The following is a 15728-nucleotide window of genomic DNA, read 5'->3' on the forward strand; positions in this document are numbered from 1 at the left end:
TCGCAACAACAATCAAGATCAAAACAAGGGGAAACGATCATGACGGGCTTCAACAAGCGGGAACTGCTCAAGGCCGGCGCTGCCGGCCTTGCGGCGGGCGAGCTGTTCTTCGGGCTGAGCCCGCTGGCGAGCGGCTCGATCACGGCGCTGGCGCAAACTGCCAAGCGCGGCGGCGTGGTGCGGGCGGTGGTTCATCCCGAGCCGTCGAGCCTGATGCTCGGCCTCGTCCAGAACACGCCGACGCAGATGGTCGCTGGCAGCATCTATGAGAGCCTGCTGAAATACGGCTCCGACCTGAAGCCGATCCCCTCGCTCGCCGAGCGCTGGGAGGTCTCGGAAGACGGCAAGGCCTACACCTTCCATCTCAAGCGCAATGTCAAATGGCATGACGGCAAGCCCTTCACCGCCGACGATGTCGTCTTCTCCACCGACGTCTTCCTACGCGAACTGCACCCGCGCTGGCGGCCGGTCGCGACCACCCATGTCGAGCGCATCGAGAAGCTCGATGATTTCACGGTGCGCTATCAGCTGAAGAACCCCTTCGGGCCGTTCATCCTGATGTTTGAATTGAGCACCACGCCGATCGTGCCGAAGCACCTCTATGCCGGCACCGACTACAAGACCAACCCCAACAACAACACGCCGATCGGCACCGGCCCGTTCAAGCTGGCGGAATGGACGCGCGGCTCGCATATCAAGCTCGTCCGCAACCCCGACTATCATGTCCAGGGCCTGCCCTATCTCGACGAGATCTACTGGCAGATCATCCCGGACTCGGCGGCGCGCGTCGTCGCCTACGAGACCGGCGCGGTCGATATCCTGACCGGCGGCACGGTTGAGAATTTCGACGTCGCCAAGCTCTCGAAGCTGCCGAACACCGCCGTCACCGGCAAGGGCTGGGAGATGATCGCGCCGCAGTCCTGGCTCTGGTTCAACCACCGCCAGGGGCTGATGGCGAAGAAGTCCTTCCGCCAGGCGGTGATGTACGGGATGGATCGGGAATTCGCCAAGGACGTGATCTGGAACGGGCTGGCGCGGCTGGCCACCGGCCCGGTCAACTCGAAGACCCGCTTCTACAGCGACAAGGTCACGCGCTATGGCTTCGATCCGGCCAAGGCCAAGGCGCTGCTCAAGGAAACCGGCTACAAGGGCGAGCCGATCCGCTTGCTGGCACTGCCCTATGGCGAGGCGTGGACACGCTGGGCCGAAGCCGTGAAGCAGAACCTCACTGATATCGGCATGAACATCCAGCTCGTGACCACCGACGTCGCCGGCTACGGCCAGCGTCTCGCCGACTGGGATTTCGATCTCGCCTTCACCTGGCTCTCGCAATTCGGCGATCCGGCGCTCGGCGTGGCCCGCACCTATGTCTCCAGCAACATCGCCAAGGGTTCGCCCTGGAACAATGTCGCCGGCTATTCCAACCCGGAGGTCGACCGGCTCTTTGCGGAGGCCGCGACCGCCAATGGCGATGCCGCCCGGCAGGAACTCTACACCAAGGTGCAGCAGATCCTGGTCGATGACCTGCCGGTCGCGTGGATGCTCGAGCTCGAGTTCCCGACGATCTACCGGAGCAATTTCAATAACCTGATCAAGACCGCGACCGGCATGAACGACGCCTTCCAGGACGCCTGGAAGGCCTGAGGCAGGCCGCCGACGGCAGCAAGGGAGAGCGCTTTCTCTCCTGCTGCCTCGGGAGCGTGGAGGGCGCGTGTGACGTTCGCATTGTTTCTGCTTCGAAAGGCGCTGGGCGCGGTCGTGATCCTGGTCGCCATCGCCACGCTGAACTTCTTCCTGCTGCGACTCGCGCCGGGCGATCCGGCCCAGGTCATGGCTGGGGAAGCCGGCGCGGGCGATGCCATCTTCCTCCAGCAATTGCGCGAGCGCTTCGGTCTCGACCGGTCGCTGGCGGAGCAATTCTGGATCCATCTCAAGGGCATCCTCAGCCTCGATCTCGGCTTCAGCTATCGCCAGCAACGCCCGGTGCTAGACCTGATCACTGAGCGCCTGCCGGCGACGCTGCTTCTGACCGGCTCGGCGCTGGCGATCTCGCTGATCGCCGGCGTGCTGTTCGGCGTTGTCGCGGCGCGCCGGGTCGGCAGGGCCTCCGACAGCGCGATCATGACGGGCTCGCTGGTGTTCTATGCCATGCCGCTGTTCTGGCTGGCGATCATCGCCCAGATCGTCTTCTCCAAGTATCTGGGGTGGCTGCCGAATGTCGGCTACGAGAGCATGGGTTCGGGCTTCACCGGCACCCGGCGCGCGCTCGATATCGGTCGGCACCTGATCATGCCGGCGATGACGCTGGGTCTGTTCTTCACGGCCGTCTATGCCCGGATGATGCGCTCCTCGATGCTGGAGGTCTCGCGCTTCGACTATGTCAAGACCGCCTATGCCAAGGGGCTGACGCCCGGCGCGGTCGTCCGCCACCACATGGTTCCGAACGCGATCCTGCCGGTGGTGACGCTGGCCGGTTTGCAGGCCGGCCAGCTCGTCGGCGGCTCGCTCCTGGTCGAGACCGTCTTCGCCTGGCCGGGAATCGGGCGACTGCTCTTCGATGCCCTGCTCCAGCGCGACTATCAGGTGCTGCTCGGGGTGTTCTTCACCTGCTCGGCCATGGTCATCCTGTTCAACATTCTGACGGACCTGATGTACCGGTTCGTCGATCCGCGCATCGAGGCGGTCTCGTGAACTCCTTCCTGCGAACCTTCGCGCGCAATCGTGGCGCGGTGATCGGGCTGTGCATCCTCGCGATCGTCGTCATCGTCGCGCTCCTCGCCCCGCTCCTGTATCCCGGCTCGCCCTGGCGGATGGTGCACCGGCCCTTCCTCGCGCCCTTCGTGCTGGACCGGGCGCCGCTCGGCTCGGATACGGTCGGGCGCGACATCCTGGCCGGGCTGGTCCATGGCGCGCGCGTCTCGTTGCTGATCGGTCTGGTCTCGACGCTGGTCGCCTTGCTGGTCGGCGTGCCGCTCGGCGCGATCTCAGGCTATTTCGGCGGCTGGGTCGATGCCGCGCTGATGCGGGTGACCGAGTTCTTCCAGACCATTCCCTCCTTCGCGCTCGCCATCGTCATCGTCTCGATCCTGCAGCCCTCGGTCGCCTCGATCGTGCTCGCCATCGCGATCGTGAGCTGGCCGCCGGTGGCGCGGCTGGTACGCGGCGAGGTGCTGAGCATCCGCACCCGCGACTATGTCCAGGCGGCCGTGGTTACCGGCCTGCCGGTCCGCAAGATCATCCTCGGCGAGGTGCTGCCGAACGTGATCTCGCCGGTGATCGTGCTGGCCTCGCTGATGACCGCGACGGCGATCCTGCTGGAAAGCTCGCTGTCCTTCCTCGGGCTCGGCGATCCGAATGTGATGAGCTGGGGCTACATGGTCGGCTCGGGCCGCAGCCGCGTGCTTGACCAGTGGTGGATCAGCTTCATTCCGGGCTCGGCGATCTTCGTTACCGTGCTGGCGCTCAACCTGATCGGGGAGGGGCTCAACGACGCCTTCAACCCGACCTTGCGCGGGAGGCGGGCATGAACGCGCGGGCGGCGGAGCCGGTCCTCTCCATCCGCGATCTCGCGGTCGCCCTGCCGGGCGGCGGTGATCGTGCCCATGCCATCCGCGATGTCGGCTTCGAGGTCCGGCGCGGCGAGACGCTCTGCATCGTCGGAGAATCCGGCTCCGGCAAGTCGATGACGGCCCATGCCGTGATGGGGCTGCTGCCACAGGGGCTCACCGTCGGGGCCGGCGAGATCAAACTGGCCGGGCAGGTGCTGACCGCCTGCACCGATCGCGAATGGCGCGCCATCCGCGGCCGCTCCATCGGCATGATCTTCCAGGAGCCGATGACCTCGCTCAACCCGGTGCGGCGGATCGGCGACCAGATCGTCGAGGTCTTCAAGGCCCATGGTGCCCTGACCCCGGCTGAGCGCCGGGCGAAGGCGCTGGCGCTGCTGACCGAGGTCGGCCTGCCCGAGCCCGAGACATTGCTCCGCGCCTTTCCGCATCAGCTTTCCGGCGGCCAGCGCCAGCGCGTGATGATCGCGATGGCGGTGGCGCTGGAGCCCCATCTGCTGATTGCCGACGAGCCGACCACGGCGCTCGACGTGACCACGCAGGGCCAGATCCTGAAGCTGATCGCCCGCCTCCAGCGCGAGCGCGGGATGAGCGTGCTGCTGATCACGCATGATTTCGGCGTCGTCGCCGAGATTGCCGACCGGGTCGTGGTCATGCACCAGGGCCGCGTCGTCGAGAGCGGCGCGGCCGTTGAGGTCCTCCAGCGCCCGCAGCATGCCTATACCCAGGCGCTGCTTGCCGCGGTGCCCTCGCTGACGCCACCGCCTCCTACCTCGCTCAGTGGGCAGCCGATTGCACTCAGCGTCGAGCGTCTGCGCAAGACCTATGTCAGCCGGGCGAGCCTGTTCAGGGCGCCGCGGAAGGTCGCTGCCGCCGACGATGTCAGTTTCACCCTGCGCCGTGGCGAGACGCTCGGCCTGATCGGTGAATCGGGTTCCGGCAAGTCGACGGTCGGCAAATGCCTGGTACGCTTGTTGGCGCCGGATGGCGGTGCGATCCGGCTGGGCGATGCCGATTTCCTTGCCTTGCGCGGCGAGCCGCTGCGCGCTGCGCGCCGCAAGGTGCAGATGATCTTCCAGGACCCCTATGCCTCGCTCAATCCGCGCAAGACCGTCGGCCGGATCATCACCGACGGGCCGATCGCGCATGGCGTCGCGCGGGAGCAGGCCGAGCGCCGGGCCGGCGAATTGATGGAACTCGTCGGTCTCAATGCCGACAGCCTGAAGCGCTATCCGCATGAATTCTCGGGCGGTCAGCGCCAGCGCATCGGCATCGCCCGTGCGCTCGCGCTCGAACCCGAGGTCATCGTCGCCGACGAAGCGGTGTCTGCGCTTGACGTCTCCGTGCAGGCGCAGGTGCTCGCGCTCCTTGCCGAACTGAAGCGGAAAATGGCGCTGTCGCTCGTCTTCATCACCCATGATCTGCGGGTTGCTGCCCAGATCTGCGACCGGGTCGCGATCATGCAGCGCGGCAGGATCGTTGAAATCGGCGCGACGGGCGCGATATTTGCTAGTCCTGAACATGCCTACACACGGGAGCTGCTCGCAGCCGTGCCGGGCGCGCCTCGCGGGGCGTCGCAGCGGGAAGGCGCCATCGGCGCCGATGAAGCGAAAGGTCGTTGACGCATGCCGGATATCGCCACGCCTCTCGTGCCGGATACCGGATCGGCGCGCCCCCAGATGAGGATCGGAGAGCGAATTCGAGCGTCGCGCACCGAACAGGGATTGACGCTCGACGAGGTCAGCCGGCGGGGCGGCGTCTCGAAATCGGCGCTGTCGAAGATCGAGAACGGCCGGGCCTCGCCGACTTTCGAGGTGCTGGAGCAGGCCGCCGCCGGCCTCGGCGTCACGCTGGTCAGCCTGCTCTCGGAACAGGGCGCCGGCCAGCCCGGCCGCCTGACGACGACGCCGGCCGGGCAGGGCCGGCGCAGCGAGGAGGCGAACTACATCCACGAGTATCTCTGCACCGGGCTGAAGGACCGGCGGATGGTGCCGTTCGTGACCACGGTCAAGGCGCGGGCTGCACATCAATTCGAGAAGCCGGCCTCGCACAAGGGCGAGGAATTCCTCTACGTGCTGGCCGGCGAGGTCGCCTTCGTCAGCGGCACCTATGACGAGATCAGGCTTAAACCCGGAGACAGCCTCTATTTCGACAGCCGGCTGACCCATCTCTGCTATACGACGGGCGATGTCGATGCGACCCTGCTCTGGGTCTGGTGCGAGACCGGTTGATCACCCGTCCGCAGTGGCTGCGGCCGGAGCTGCTCGCCCCTTGGCCGTGCGTGAGGCCGATGGCCGGGAGGCAGGCATCATCGAGGCCTCATCCATCACTTGTTTGGCGAGAAAGGCCCGGAACGAGCGGATGGCCGGGTGGCCTTCCTTCGCCGGCGCATAGAGAACGTAATAGGATTGCTCGCAAGCGATCGAGAAATCGAACGGGCAGACCAGCCGGCCGGCCTTGATATCCTCGAAGATCAGCGGCGTGCGGCCGAGCGCGATCCCCTGGCCGTTCATCGCGGCGAGCAGCAGGGTGTTGCTGTCGTCGATGATCAGGCCGCGATTAGAATTGACCCGGCGCGCACCGGCGGCGCGCAGCCACTGCCCCCACTCGGCATGGTTGTCCTCGTGCAGCAGCGTGTAGTGCCGCAGATCGTCCGGCTTGTTCAGAGGCTGCTCGTCGCGCAGATAGTCGGGCGCGCAGACCGGGATCAGATGGCTGCGGCAGAGCTGTTCCGCATGGAAGCCCGACCATTTCCCGTCGCCCCAGCGGATCACGAGGTCGATCTCGGTCTTGATCAGGTCGCGGCTCGAGATCGAGTGATAGAGGTGCAGCTCGATATTCGGGAATTCCGCCGTGAACGAGGCCAGTCGCGGCAGGAGCCATTTCGAGCTGAGCGACGGGGTCAGCGAGATGTTCAGGCTGGCGCTCTGGGCGGCATGGGCGCGCAGGTTGCGGATCGTCGCCTCGATATCCTGAAACGCGCTGGTGAGGATGCGGAACAGGTTCTCGCCCGCCGTGGTCAGCGCGACCTTGCGGATCTGCCGGTGGAACAGGGAGAAGCCCAGCTTCTGCTCCAGCCCCTTGATCTGGTGACTGACGGCGGCCTGCGTCACGCAGAGTTCGTCGGCGGCGCGGGTGAAGCTCGCCAGGCGCGCCGCAGCCTCGAAGACCTTGAGCGCTTTCAGATGACTGAGAGAGACGTGCATCGGTCTGCCGTGAGCGCCGGAGGGGCGCGGGATCGCATGATCAGAGCGGATAATCTCGATGCGCACGAGTTATTTTTTTTAATGCATGAGATGAAGTCATATCATTTGTCAGCCTCCCGCCGGCTTTCCTAACCTTCGACCGATCTTCCGCCTCGCAGCAGAAGAATGCGGACGGAGGGCTGCGTTGCCGGCGCTATTTGCCGGCCAAATTGCGATGGACACCGGGCAATGGCCGGTCGCCTGCGAGCGCGACGACATGAGCCGACAACAGCGAAGCAGCAGCACAAGTCGGCACAAGCCGCAGGCTGCGCAGGACAACGATCTCGGGAGGAATACATGAAGGCGATATTCTTCAGGACAGCCGCGGCTGTCGCGCTGGCGGCTGCGATGACGTCCGGTGCATTGGCAAAGACGATGACCTATTGCTCCGAGGGCAGCCCGGAGAACTTCAACCCGCAGATCAACACGACGGGCCCGAGCCTCAGCGCCGCCCATCCGGTCTTCAACCGGCTCGTCGAATTCGAGCGCGACTCGACCAAGCTCAAGCCCGGCCTGGCGGAATCCTGGGAGATCTCTCCCGACGGCCTGATCTACACCTTCCGCCTGCGCAAGAACGCGAAGTTCCATGCGCGCAACCACTTCAAGCCGACGCGCGGCTTCACCGCCGACGACGTGATCGCGACCTTCGACCGGATGTGGCGCAAGGACCACCCCTATCATCAGGTCTCGGGCGGCGCTTACGACTACTTCAACGACATGGGCTTTCAGACGCTGCTGAAAGCTATCGCCAAGGTCGACGATCACACGCTGCGCGTCGAACTGACCAAGCCCGATGCGACCTTCCTCGCCAGCCTGGCGATGACCTTCGCGTCCATCCATTCGAAGGAATACATGGATGCGATGCTGAAGGCGAAGACGCCCGAGAAGGTCGATCAGGTTCCGGTCGGCACCGGCCCCTTCATGTTCGTCGAATACAAGAAGGACGCGACGATCCGCTACACGGTCAATCCCGACTATTTCAACGGCAAGCAGCCGATAGACCGCCTCGTCTACGCGATCACGCCGGACGCCGCCGTGCGCATGGCCCGCGTCCAGGCGGGCGAATGCCTGCTGGCGCCCTATCCGAGCCCGGCCGACCTGCCGCGCCTGAAGGGCGACGCCAAGCTGAACGTCATGGAGCGGGAGGGGCTCAATGTCGGCTATCTCGCCTTCAACACTAGCAAGAAGCCGTTCGACGACAAGCGTGTCCGCCACGCCGTCAGCATGGCGATCGACCGGGACGCTATCGTCAAGGCGGTCTTCCGCGGCACCGGCATCGTCGCGGCCAACCCGATCCCGCCGACGATCTGGGCCTATAACGAGACGCTGAAGCCCTATCCCTACGATGTCGAGAAGGCCAAGGCGCTCTTGAAGGAGGCTGGGGTCGGCGAGCTCTCGATCGATCTCTGGGCCATGCCGGTGCAGCGGCCCTACAATCCGGACGCCCGGAAGATGGCCGAGATGATGCAGGCCGACCTCGCCAAGGTCGGCATCAAGGCCGAGATCAAGAGCTACGAGTGGGGCGAGTATCGCAAGCGCCTGCAGGCCGGCGAGCACACGCTCGGGCAATATGGCTGGATCGGCGACAACGGTGACCCCGACAATTTCATGAACGTGCTGCTGTCCTGCTCGACAGCTCGCCAGGGCGGCCAGAACATCGCCCGCTGGTGCAGCAAGGAGTATTCGGACCTGGTCGAACAGGCCAAGTTCATCACCGACATGCCGAAGCGGACGGCGCTTTACCGGAAGGCGCAGKAGGTCTTCCACGCCGAGGCGCCGTGGCTGCCTATCGCGCACGGCATCGTCTATCACGTCGCCAGCAAGAAGGTGAAGAACTACAAGATTCACCCGCTGGGCACGCCGATCTTCGAGGGCGTCGACATCGACGAGTAAGAGCCGCCATCGCCGCGGCGGAAGCGCATCCGCTTCCGCCGCCCTTTTCACGCAGGCGAGGCTCATGCTCCGTTATCTTGCGGCCCGGATCGGCCTGATCGTCCCGACCTTCTTCGGCATCATCTTCCTGACCTTCATCCTGATCCGCCTCGTGCCGGGGGATCCGGTGGAAGTGCGCCTCGGCGAGCGCGGCATCGAGCCGGAGCGACATGCCGCGCTGCTCAGGCAGATGGGGCTGGACAGGCCGCTCTTCGAACAGTTCCTCGGCTATGTCGCCGGGGTCCTGCGTGGTGATCTCGGGGTCTCGTTCTCGACGCAGCAGCCGGTCCTGCGGGAGTTCCTGAGCCTGTTTCCGGCGACGATCGAGCTGACATTCTGCGCCGTGCTGCTCGGCGTGCTGATCGGGATCCCCGCCGGCGTGCTGGCGGGGCTGAAGCGGGGATCGCTCTACGACCACCTGATGATGATGGCTTCGCTCACCGGCTATTCCATGCCGATCTTCTGGTGGGGCCTGCTTTTGATCCTGACCTTCTCGGTCAATCTGCACTGGACCCCGGTCTCCGGGCGCATAGACCTCGCCTATTTCGTCGACAGCGTCACCGGCTTCATGACCATCGACGCCCTGCTCTCGGACGAGCGCGGCGCCTTCCGCTCGGCGGTCTCGCATCTGCTGTTACCGACGATCGTGCTGGCGACCCTGCCACTGGCGGTGATCGCGCGCATGACCCGTTCGGCGATGCTCGAGGTCCTCGGCGAGAACTATATCCGCACCGCCCGCGCCAAGGGGCTTTCGGCCCTGCGCGTCGTCAATCTCCATGCGCTGCGCAATGCCCTGATCCCGATCGTCACCGTCATCGGCCTGCAGATCGGCGTGCTGCTCGGCGGGGCAATCATCACCGAGACGATCTTCTCCTGGCCGGGCATCGGGAAATGGCTGGTCGAGGCGATCGCGCGGCGCGACTACCCGGTCCTGCAAGGCGGCGTGCTCATCATCTCTTCGCTGGTGATGCTGGTGAACCTGATCGTCGATGTCGCCTACGGGTTGCTCAACCCGCGCATCCGGCACGGGCGCTGATCATGGCCTCGCTCGAAACCAGCACGACGAAGCCGCAGCGACGCGCCCGGCGCGAAAGCCTGACCGCCGAAACCTGGCGCTCGCTGCGTCGCAACCCCGGCGCGATGATCGGATTGGCGATTGTCGTGCTCCTGCTGCTGACCGCGGTTTTCGCCGATATCGTGGCGCCGCACGGGCCAGCGGAGCAGTTCCGCGACCACCTGCTGCAGCCACCGGTCTGGTCGGAGGGCGGGGCATGGCGCTTCCCGTTCGGGACGGACGATCTCGGGCGCTGCGTGCTGTCCCGCCTCATCCACGGCTCGCGCCTGTCGCTGCTGATCGGCTTCCTGGTGGTGAGCTTCTCGCTGACCTGCGGCGGCCTGCTCGGGCTGGTCGCCGGCTTCTTCGGCGGCACCGCCGATCTCCTGATCATGCGGGCGATGGACATCCTGCTGGCGCTGCCGAGCCTGCTGCTGGCGCTGGTGATCGTCGCGATCCTCGGTCCCGGCCTCACCAATGCGATGATCGCCGTGGCGGTGGTCTTCCTGCCGCATTTCGCCCGGCTCATGCGCGCCTCGGTGCTCAGCGAAGCGGCGCGGGACTATGTCGTCGCCTCGCGGGTCGCCGGGGCCAGCCGCTGGCGCCTGATGACCGATACGATCCTGCCCAATTGCGTGGCGCCGCTGATCGTCCAGACCACGCTGAGCTTCTCGGCCGCAATCCTTGATGCCGCCGCTCTCGGCTTCCTCGGCCTCGGCGCCCAGCCGCCCACGCCGGAATGGGGTACCATGCTCGCCTCGGCGCTGAGCTTCCTTCAGGCCGCGCCCTGGGTCGTGACGCTGCCCGGCTGCGCCATCCTGATCACCGTGCTCGCCTTCAATCTTCTCGGCGACGGCCTGCGCGATGCGCTGGACCCGAAACTGAAGCGGTGAGAGAGACGATGCCCCTGCTCGAAATCCGCAATCTCACTGTCGAGTTCCCCACGGATGACGGCGCCTTCCGGGCGGTCGACGGGCTCGACCTCGATCTCGACCGGGGCGAGGTGCTGGGCATCGTCGGCGAATCCGGCTCCGGGAAAAGCGTGACCATGCTCGCGCTGATGGGGCTCCTGCCCTGGCCGACGAGGGTGCGCGCCGACAGGATGTCCTTCGACGGAACCGACCTCAGGAACCTGCGTGCCTCCCGGCGCCAGCGGATCATGGGCAAGGATATCGCCATGGTCTTCCAGGAGCCGATGACCTCGCTCAATCCCTGCTTCAGCGTGGGCTTCCAATTGGTCGAGGCCTTGAAGACCCATGAAGGCGGCGATCGCGCGGCCTTGCGGCGCCGGGCGGTCGAGCTGTTGGAGAAGGTCGGCGTCCCCGATCCGGAGCGCCGGATCAAGGCGTTCCCGCATCAATTGTCGGGCGGCATGTGCCAGCGGGTGATGATCGCGATGGCGATCGCCTGCCGGCCGCGACTCCTGATCGCCGACGAGCCGACCACCGCGCTCGACGTTACCATCCAGGCCGAGATCCTCGGCCTGCTCGCGGAGCTCCAGCGCGAGCAGGGGATGGCGATGGTGCTGATCACCCATGACATGGGCGTGGTCGCCGAGACGGTCGACCGCGTCATGGTGATGTATGCCAGCCAGCAGCTCGAATTGCAGAAGACACGCAGCCTCTTCGGCAATCCGCGCCATCCTTATACCGCGGCGCTGCTGGAGGCTCTGCCCGAGCGCAATCTCGGCAAGCGACGGCTCAACGTCATCCCCGGCACCGTTCCCGGTCTGGCGGACCGGCCCGAGGGCTGCATCTTCTCGCCGCGCTGCGGGATCACCGGCGAGCGCTGCCGCGACAGGCCGCCGCCTCTCACCGAATGGAGCCACGGTCAGGTCCGGTGCTTCTATCCCCTGGATGGGCAGGCGCGATGACGACGACGGATGCGCCGAAGGTCGTGCTGGAAGCACGCGAGCTGCATCGCAGCTATCTCGTGTCCTCGGGTTTCCTGTCGAAGCCGGGGGAACTCCGGGCGGTGAACGGGGTGAGCTTCCGGATGGAAGCCGGGCGCACGCTCGCGGTCGTCGGCGAATCCGGCTGCGGGAAATCGACGCTGGCGCGCCTGGTCACGATGATCGAGCGGCCGACGGCGGGGCAATTGCAGATTGGCGGCGTCGAGGTCGCGACGGCGACGCCGGCCGCACTGCGAGCCATGCGCGCCTCGGTTCAACTGATCTTCCAGGACCCGTTCGGCTCGCTGAATCCGCGCAAGCGCATCGGCGACATCCTGGACGAGCCGCTCGCCGTGAATACCGATCTCGACTGGGACGCCCGGCACGATGCGGTCACCGCCATGCTGGAGCGCGTTGGACTTCGCCCCGAGCACGCCTCGCGCTATCCGCACATGTTCTCGGGCGGCCAGCGCCAGCGCGTCGCGATCGCACGCGCACTGATCCTCAACCCGAAGATCGTTGTCGCCGACGAGCCGGTCTCCGCGCTCGACGTCTCGGTCCGCGCCCAGGTCCTGAACCTGATGATGGATCTGCAGGAGGAGTTGGCGCCGTCCTATCTGTTCATCTCGCATGATCTCGGCGTCGTCCGTCACATCGCCGATCGCGTGATGGTCATGTATCTCGGCGCGGTGGTCGAGCATTGCGAGAAGGAGCGCTTCTTCGCACGCCCGCTGCACCCTTATTCGCAGGCGTTGCTCGCCGCGACGCCCTCCATCGACGGTGCGGCACGCTCGCGGCATGTAAAGATCGCCGGCGAGTTGCCGTCGCCGTTCGACCGGTTCGAGGGATGCGCGTTCGCTCGTCGCTGCCCCGCCGCGACGAACCGGTGCCGGAGCGAGAGACCGACATTGCGAAGCGTCGATGAACGGTTGGTGGCTTGCCATCACCCCGGTGGCACGATGTCTCTGCCTGACGGCGCTTAGCTTGGGACACTTGCCATCGCGATTGACGTCACAAGGTCCTGGCGCTGGCCCTGACGAGAGAAAGCTGCAGAACCGTACTATGGACAGCGCTCCCCTCGCGCGCGTCCCATCGTTCGGCGGACCCGAGTGTTCGCGGTTCTGTACCGGAATGGTTGAGTTTTGGCGCGCCGTTCCGGATAAAACTGCGAACATCTATGTTATTGAAATATCGATTTAATTTTTGGTCGGCATCGCCCCATTTTTCTGGATCGCCGTCGCTCCATGCCTCGTTAGTGCAGCCTCGCCATAAGCACTCCGCGGCAGCTCCACAGATTTGGGCTTGAGGTTTTCAGAAGCGCCATGGCACGAGCTCATCGATAGGGCTTTGTGGGTGGCCGTTTATGAGTCCGTCCAGAGTTTCGGCGATATAGGCGACGGGATTGACGTCGTTGAGCCTCCAGGTGGCGGCGATGGATGGGCAGGGCCCTTTTCTCCGCCTCGACCTTATGACCCGTGACCTGAGCCCCAAATCTGGAAAAGGATTAGGGTCTCAAGTCATAACGCCTTCGATAGACGGCGCACATGACGGCCCCGCGCCGCCGGAGGGATGCCGATGTGCTTCGAGGTGATAAGGCGATGGCAGGGGCCCCGGCGGCCCGGCTCTTCGCCCGGCCGCCCACTGGCCTTCAATAGAAGGTGACGTTGTCGATCGAGAGCCAGAATTTGCTCTTCGGCGGGCGCGATCCACCAAACTCGATCTGGGTGATGCCGTCGCCGGTCCAGGCATTGCCAGCTTTGCCTGAGGTCGGTAGCGGGGCGAGCTTTGCGAAGTCGATGCTTACGCTCGTCCAGTCGGTGGCGGTCTCGAACGGTACCCGCCATCTACCGTCCAGGCCGTTGAGCGTGAATACATAAGTGCCCGCGCCGCGCACGTCGAAGCGCACGCCCGTGTAGCCACGCACATCAACTGGCACGACAGACCCACGCGTCAGCGGGATGGCGACACCGGCATAGGCGTTATCCTTCGTCGCCATACGGCCGGTGATGAGCAGCGCCTGCCCGCCACCCTGGCGCGGCTCGATCTGCGTCACCATCAGCGTACGGTCCACGCCGCCGTCGGGCGCATCCAGGCGCAGCGTGTCGAGCGAGGAACGGCCGTCCTTGCGTTCGAAGTCGTCGACCAGCGCCGCCACCTTCACCGAAGGCAGGCGGTTGGCGATGTTGGTGGCAGGCAGTGTGTGCGCGTCCGGACCAAAGACCAGCTTGCCGTCGATCAGCACGCTGTCTGTTCTGGTCACATCGTCGATAGTGATCCAAGGCTTGCCGTCGATCAGTACCAGGTCGGCGCGCTTGCCGACCTCGATCGTGCCGCGATCCTTGTCGAGGCCCATCATCTGCGCGCTCGTCTTCGTGCCTGCTACCAGCGCCTGCGCCGGCGTCAGGCCTGCTTTCACCAGCAACTGCATTTCCAGCAGCGTGGAGGATCCATGCGGCGTCCCGGTCTCACCCGCGTCGGTGCCGACACCGATCTGCACGCCGGCGTCATGCATGACCTTCACATTGTACATCAGGACGTCAAACTTGGCCTTCGATCGAGCCAAACGTTCGGGCGTCATGGTGTTGCCAGGCTTGTAGGGAGAATAGACGGCCATGGTTGGCACCATGCCAGTGCCGTTCTTCTGGAACAATGCTATCGTATCGGCCGAGACCTTGCGGTCCTGTATGGCGTGGGCGAGCGAATCCACCCCGGCGCGCGATTCGACCTCACCCTTGTCGACCGTGACCGTGTGGGTCACGACCTTCAGATTATGTTTGTGCGCTTCCTCGGCCAGCGCGCGCAGTGTCCCTTCGTCCATGCTGGTGTTGTCGGGCGCCGTGCCATAGCGCCAGCCATCGGCGAATACCTTTATGAGGTCGGGCTTGTACTTCAAGACCTGATCGACCGAATACCGCGCGGCGTTCGGCGTGTTGACGGTGATCGTCGTGGCCTCATCCGCCCAGTCGGCGCCATGGCCGCCCGGCGTGCTGAGGCGAGCAGCGAAATTGACGTGCGGCGCGACAAGCTGGCTGAGCCATTCGCGACGCGGCGCGAAGGATTCAGGCTGTTGATTGTAATCATTCACTGTCGTTACGCCGCTTTGAACATAGGCAGTCGCGATCTGCGGTGTAGTGGTCGGGAAGCCGCGGCTGGTCGCCCAGTGCGTGTGGAGGTCGAAGAAGCCGGGAAGCAGCGCCTTGCCCCGCGCCTTGATGACCTGTGCGCCCTTGGGCACGGCCAGATCATTGCCGACCGCGACGATCCGGCCGTCCTCGATGATGACGTCGGCGATGTGCGGAGCCGCGCCAGTGCCATCGAACATGGTCGCACCGACGATTGCGACGACCTTCGGATCGGGCGCGCCTTGCACATGCCAGGACTGCGCACCGAAGACAGCGGTCGCGGACAAGAGGAGTACCTTCGCGTACTTCGTCATTGAAAACTCCTTGCGTGGGTTACCCGGGTGTTGGTGTGCAGATGCTGGCCGAGCAGCAGCCGGATGCGACCGGCTGCTGCTTGTTGGTCAGGTTGCGCAGGCCCACGCGCAGTTGCATGTCACGGCCGCCATTTTMGTCGACCGCGGCCTGGCCCGTAGAGGCCGAGGATCAGCCTGTCGTAAGAACTCCGGCCCGGGCCTGTATGATGAATTCGACCTTCATGTCCGGATTGGTCAGTTCAGCGAAGAAGCAGGCGCGCGATGGTGGAGTAATTTCGTTCACCCACTCGTCCCAAATCTGGTTAAATGTGGCGAGATAGTGCTTGTTCGACAGGATGATGGTCACGAACAGCAGGTCCGCCTTGGTCGATCCGACCTCGGCGAGGCGTTCCTCAACGCGCGCGAGGATCTGGCGGCTCTGGAGGGCGACGTCGTCGGATGTGTCGAATGGGCGGTCAGGGGTCGTCGCAAAATAGGCGACGCCGTTATAGATCGAAATCTTGCTGTAGCGCTTCTCGACGAACTTGCGCTGAATTTCCATGCGAATTCTCCTATTGGAAACGGGTACCTGAACTGCGCCTATTCTTGATGCTGTATTCCGCGC

At 65.0% G+C, this 15728-nt stretch carries 14 protein-coding genes; 10 read left to right on the plus strand and 4 right to left on the minus strand.

The features are described from left to right. Positions 1–39: 39 nt before the first annotated feature. The 5 genes from AC1DIO_RS20550 to AC1DIO_RS20570 all read left to right on the plus strand — a co-directional run bounded on the left by AC1DIO_RS20550 (position 40) and on the right by AC1DIO_RS20570 (position 5797). Positions 40–1644 (plus strand): ABC transporter substrate-binding protein, encoded by a 1605-nt coding sequence (locus tag AC1DIO_RS20550; RefSeq protein WP_476854011.1) that lies wholly within the window; start codon positions 40–42, stop codon positions 1642–1644. 69 nt (positions 1645–1713) lie between these two features. Next, positions 1714–2691 (plus strand): ABC transporter permease, encoded by a 978-nt coding sequence (locus tag AC1DIO_RS20555; protein WP_476834387.1) that lies wholly within the window; start codon positions 1714–1716, stop codon positions 2689–2691. After that, entirely contained in the window at positions 2688–3527 is an 840-nt protein-coding gene (locus AC1DIO_RS20560; protein ID WP_476767969.1) for an ABC transporter permease, read from the plus strand. Before AC1DIO_RS20555 ends, AC1DIO_RS20560 begins: the two co-directional genes overlap by 4 nt. Next, positions 3524–5188, plus strand: a complete 1665-nt coding sequence (locus AC1DIO_RS20565; RefSeq protein ID WP_476767970.1) for an ABC transporter ATP-binding protein — start codon at positions 3524–3526, stop codon at positions 5186–5188. Before AC1DIO_RS20560 ends, AC1DIO_RS20565 begins: the two co-directional genes overlap by 4 nt. A 3-nt stretch (positions 5189–5191) precedes the next feature. Further along, a complete protein-coding gene (locus tag AC1DIO_RS20570; RefSeq protein WP_476767971.1) occupies positions 5192–5797 on the plus strand; it encodes a helix-turn-helix domain-containing protein in 606 nt (201 codons plus the stop codon). Here the strand turns inward: AC1DIO_RS20570 and gcvA are convergent, their stop codons facing one another. Further along, complete coding sequence (gene gcvA / locus AC1DIO_RS20575) at positions 5798–6772, minus strand: transcriptional regulator GcvA (RefSeq protein ID WP_476767972.1); 975 nt, start codon at positions 6770–6772, stop codon at positions 5798–5800. It abuts the gene before it with no gap. Between the two features lie 336 nt (positions 6773–7108). On the opposite strand from gcvA, the gene AC1DIO_RS20580 reads away from it, so the two are divergent. The 5 genes from AC1DIO_RS20580 to AC1DIO_RS20600 all read left to right on the plus strand — a co-directional run bounded on the left by AC1DIO_RS20580 (position 7109) and on the right by AC1DIO_RS20600 (position 12671). Further along, positions 7109–8704 carry an ABC transporter substrate-binding protein gene (locus AC1DIO_RS20580; protein ID WP_476854012.1) on the plus strand — a complete coding sequence of 532 codons (1596 nt, stop codon included), beginning with the start codon at positions 7109–7111 and terminating at the stop codon, positions 8702–8704. A gap of 64 nt (positions 8705–8768) precedes the next feature. After that, positions 8769–9779, plus strand: a complete 1011-nt coding sequence (locus AC1DIO_RS20585) for an ABC transporter permease subunit (RefSeq protein ID WP_476767974.1) — start codon at positions 8769–8771, stop codon at positions 9777–9779. Between the two features lie 2 nt (positions 9780–9781). After that, positions 9782–10690, plus strand: coding sequence for an ABC transporter permease subunit (locus AC1DIO_RS20590; protein ID WP_476767975.1), 909 nt, complete (start codon positions 9782–9784; stop codon positions 10688–10690). Between the two features lie 8 nt (positions 10691–10698). Further along, the gene (locus AC1DIO_RS20595) at positions 10699–11670 is read left to right on the plus strand and encodes an ABC transporter ATP-binding protein (protein ID WP_476854013.1); all 972 of its coding nucleotides are present in this window, start codon (positions 10699–10701) and stop codon (positions 11668–11670) included. Further along, positions 11667–12671 (plus strand): dipeptide ABC transporter ATP-binding protein, encoded by a 1005-nt coding sequence (locus AC1DIO_RS20600; RefSeq protein WP_476767977.1) that lies wholly within the window; start codon positions 11667–11669, stop codon positions 12669–12671. The genes AC1DIO_RS20595 and AC1DIO_RS20600 overlap by 4 nt, the downstream gene beginning before the upstream one ends. A 328-nt stretch (positions 12672–12999) precedes the next feature. On the opposite strand, the gene AC1DIO_RS20605 is transcribed toward AC1DIO_RS20600, so the two are convergent. The 3 genes from AC1DIO_RS20605 to AC1DIO_RS20615 form a co-directional block, all read right to left on the minus strand. Beyond that, complete coding sequence (locus tag AC1DIO_RS20605; RefSeq protein ID WP_476767978.1) at positions 13000–13179, minus strand: transposase domain-containing protein; 180 nt, start codon at positions 13177–13179, stop codon at positions 13000–13002. A gap of 157 nt (positions 13180–13336) precedes the next feature. After that, a complete protein-coding gene (locus AC1DIO_RS20610) occupies positions 13337–15124 on the minus strand; it encodes an amidohydrolase family protein (protein ID WP_476854014.1) in 1788 nt (595 codons plus the stop codon). A gap of 169 nt (positions 15125–15293) precedes the next feature. Beyond that, positions 15294–15665, minus strand: a complete 372-nt coding sequence (locus AC1DIO_RS20615; protein WP_476767980.1) for a RidA family protein — start codon at positions 15663–15665, stop codon at positions 15294–15296. Positions 15666–15728 lie beyond the last annotated feature (63 nt).

The organism is Allobosea sp. 05T439 (assembly GCF_056396005.1).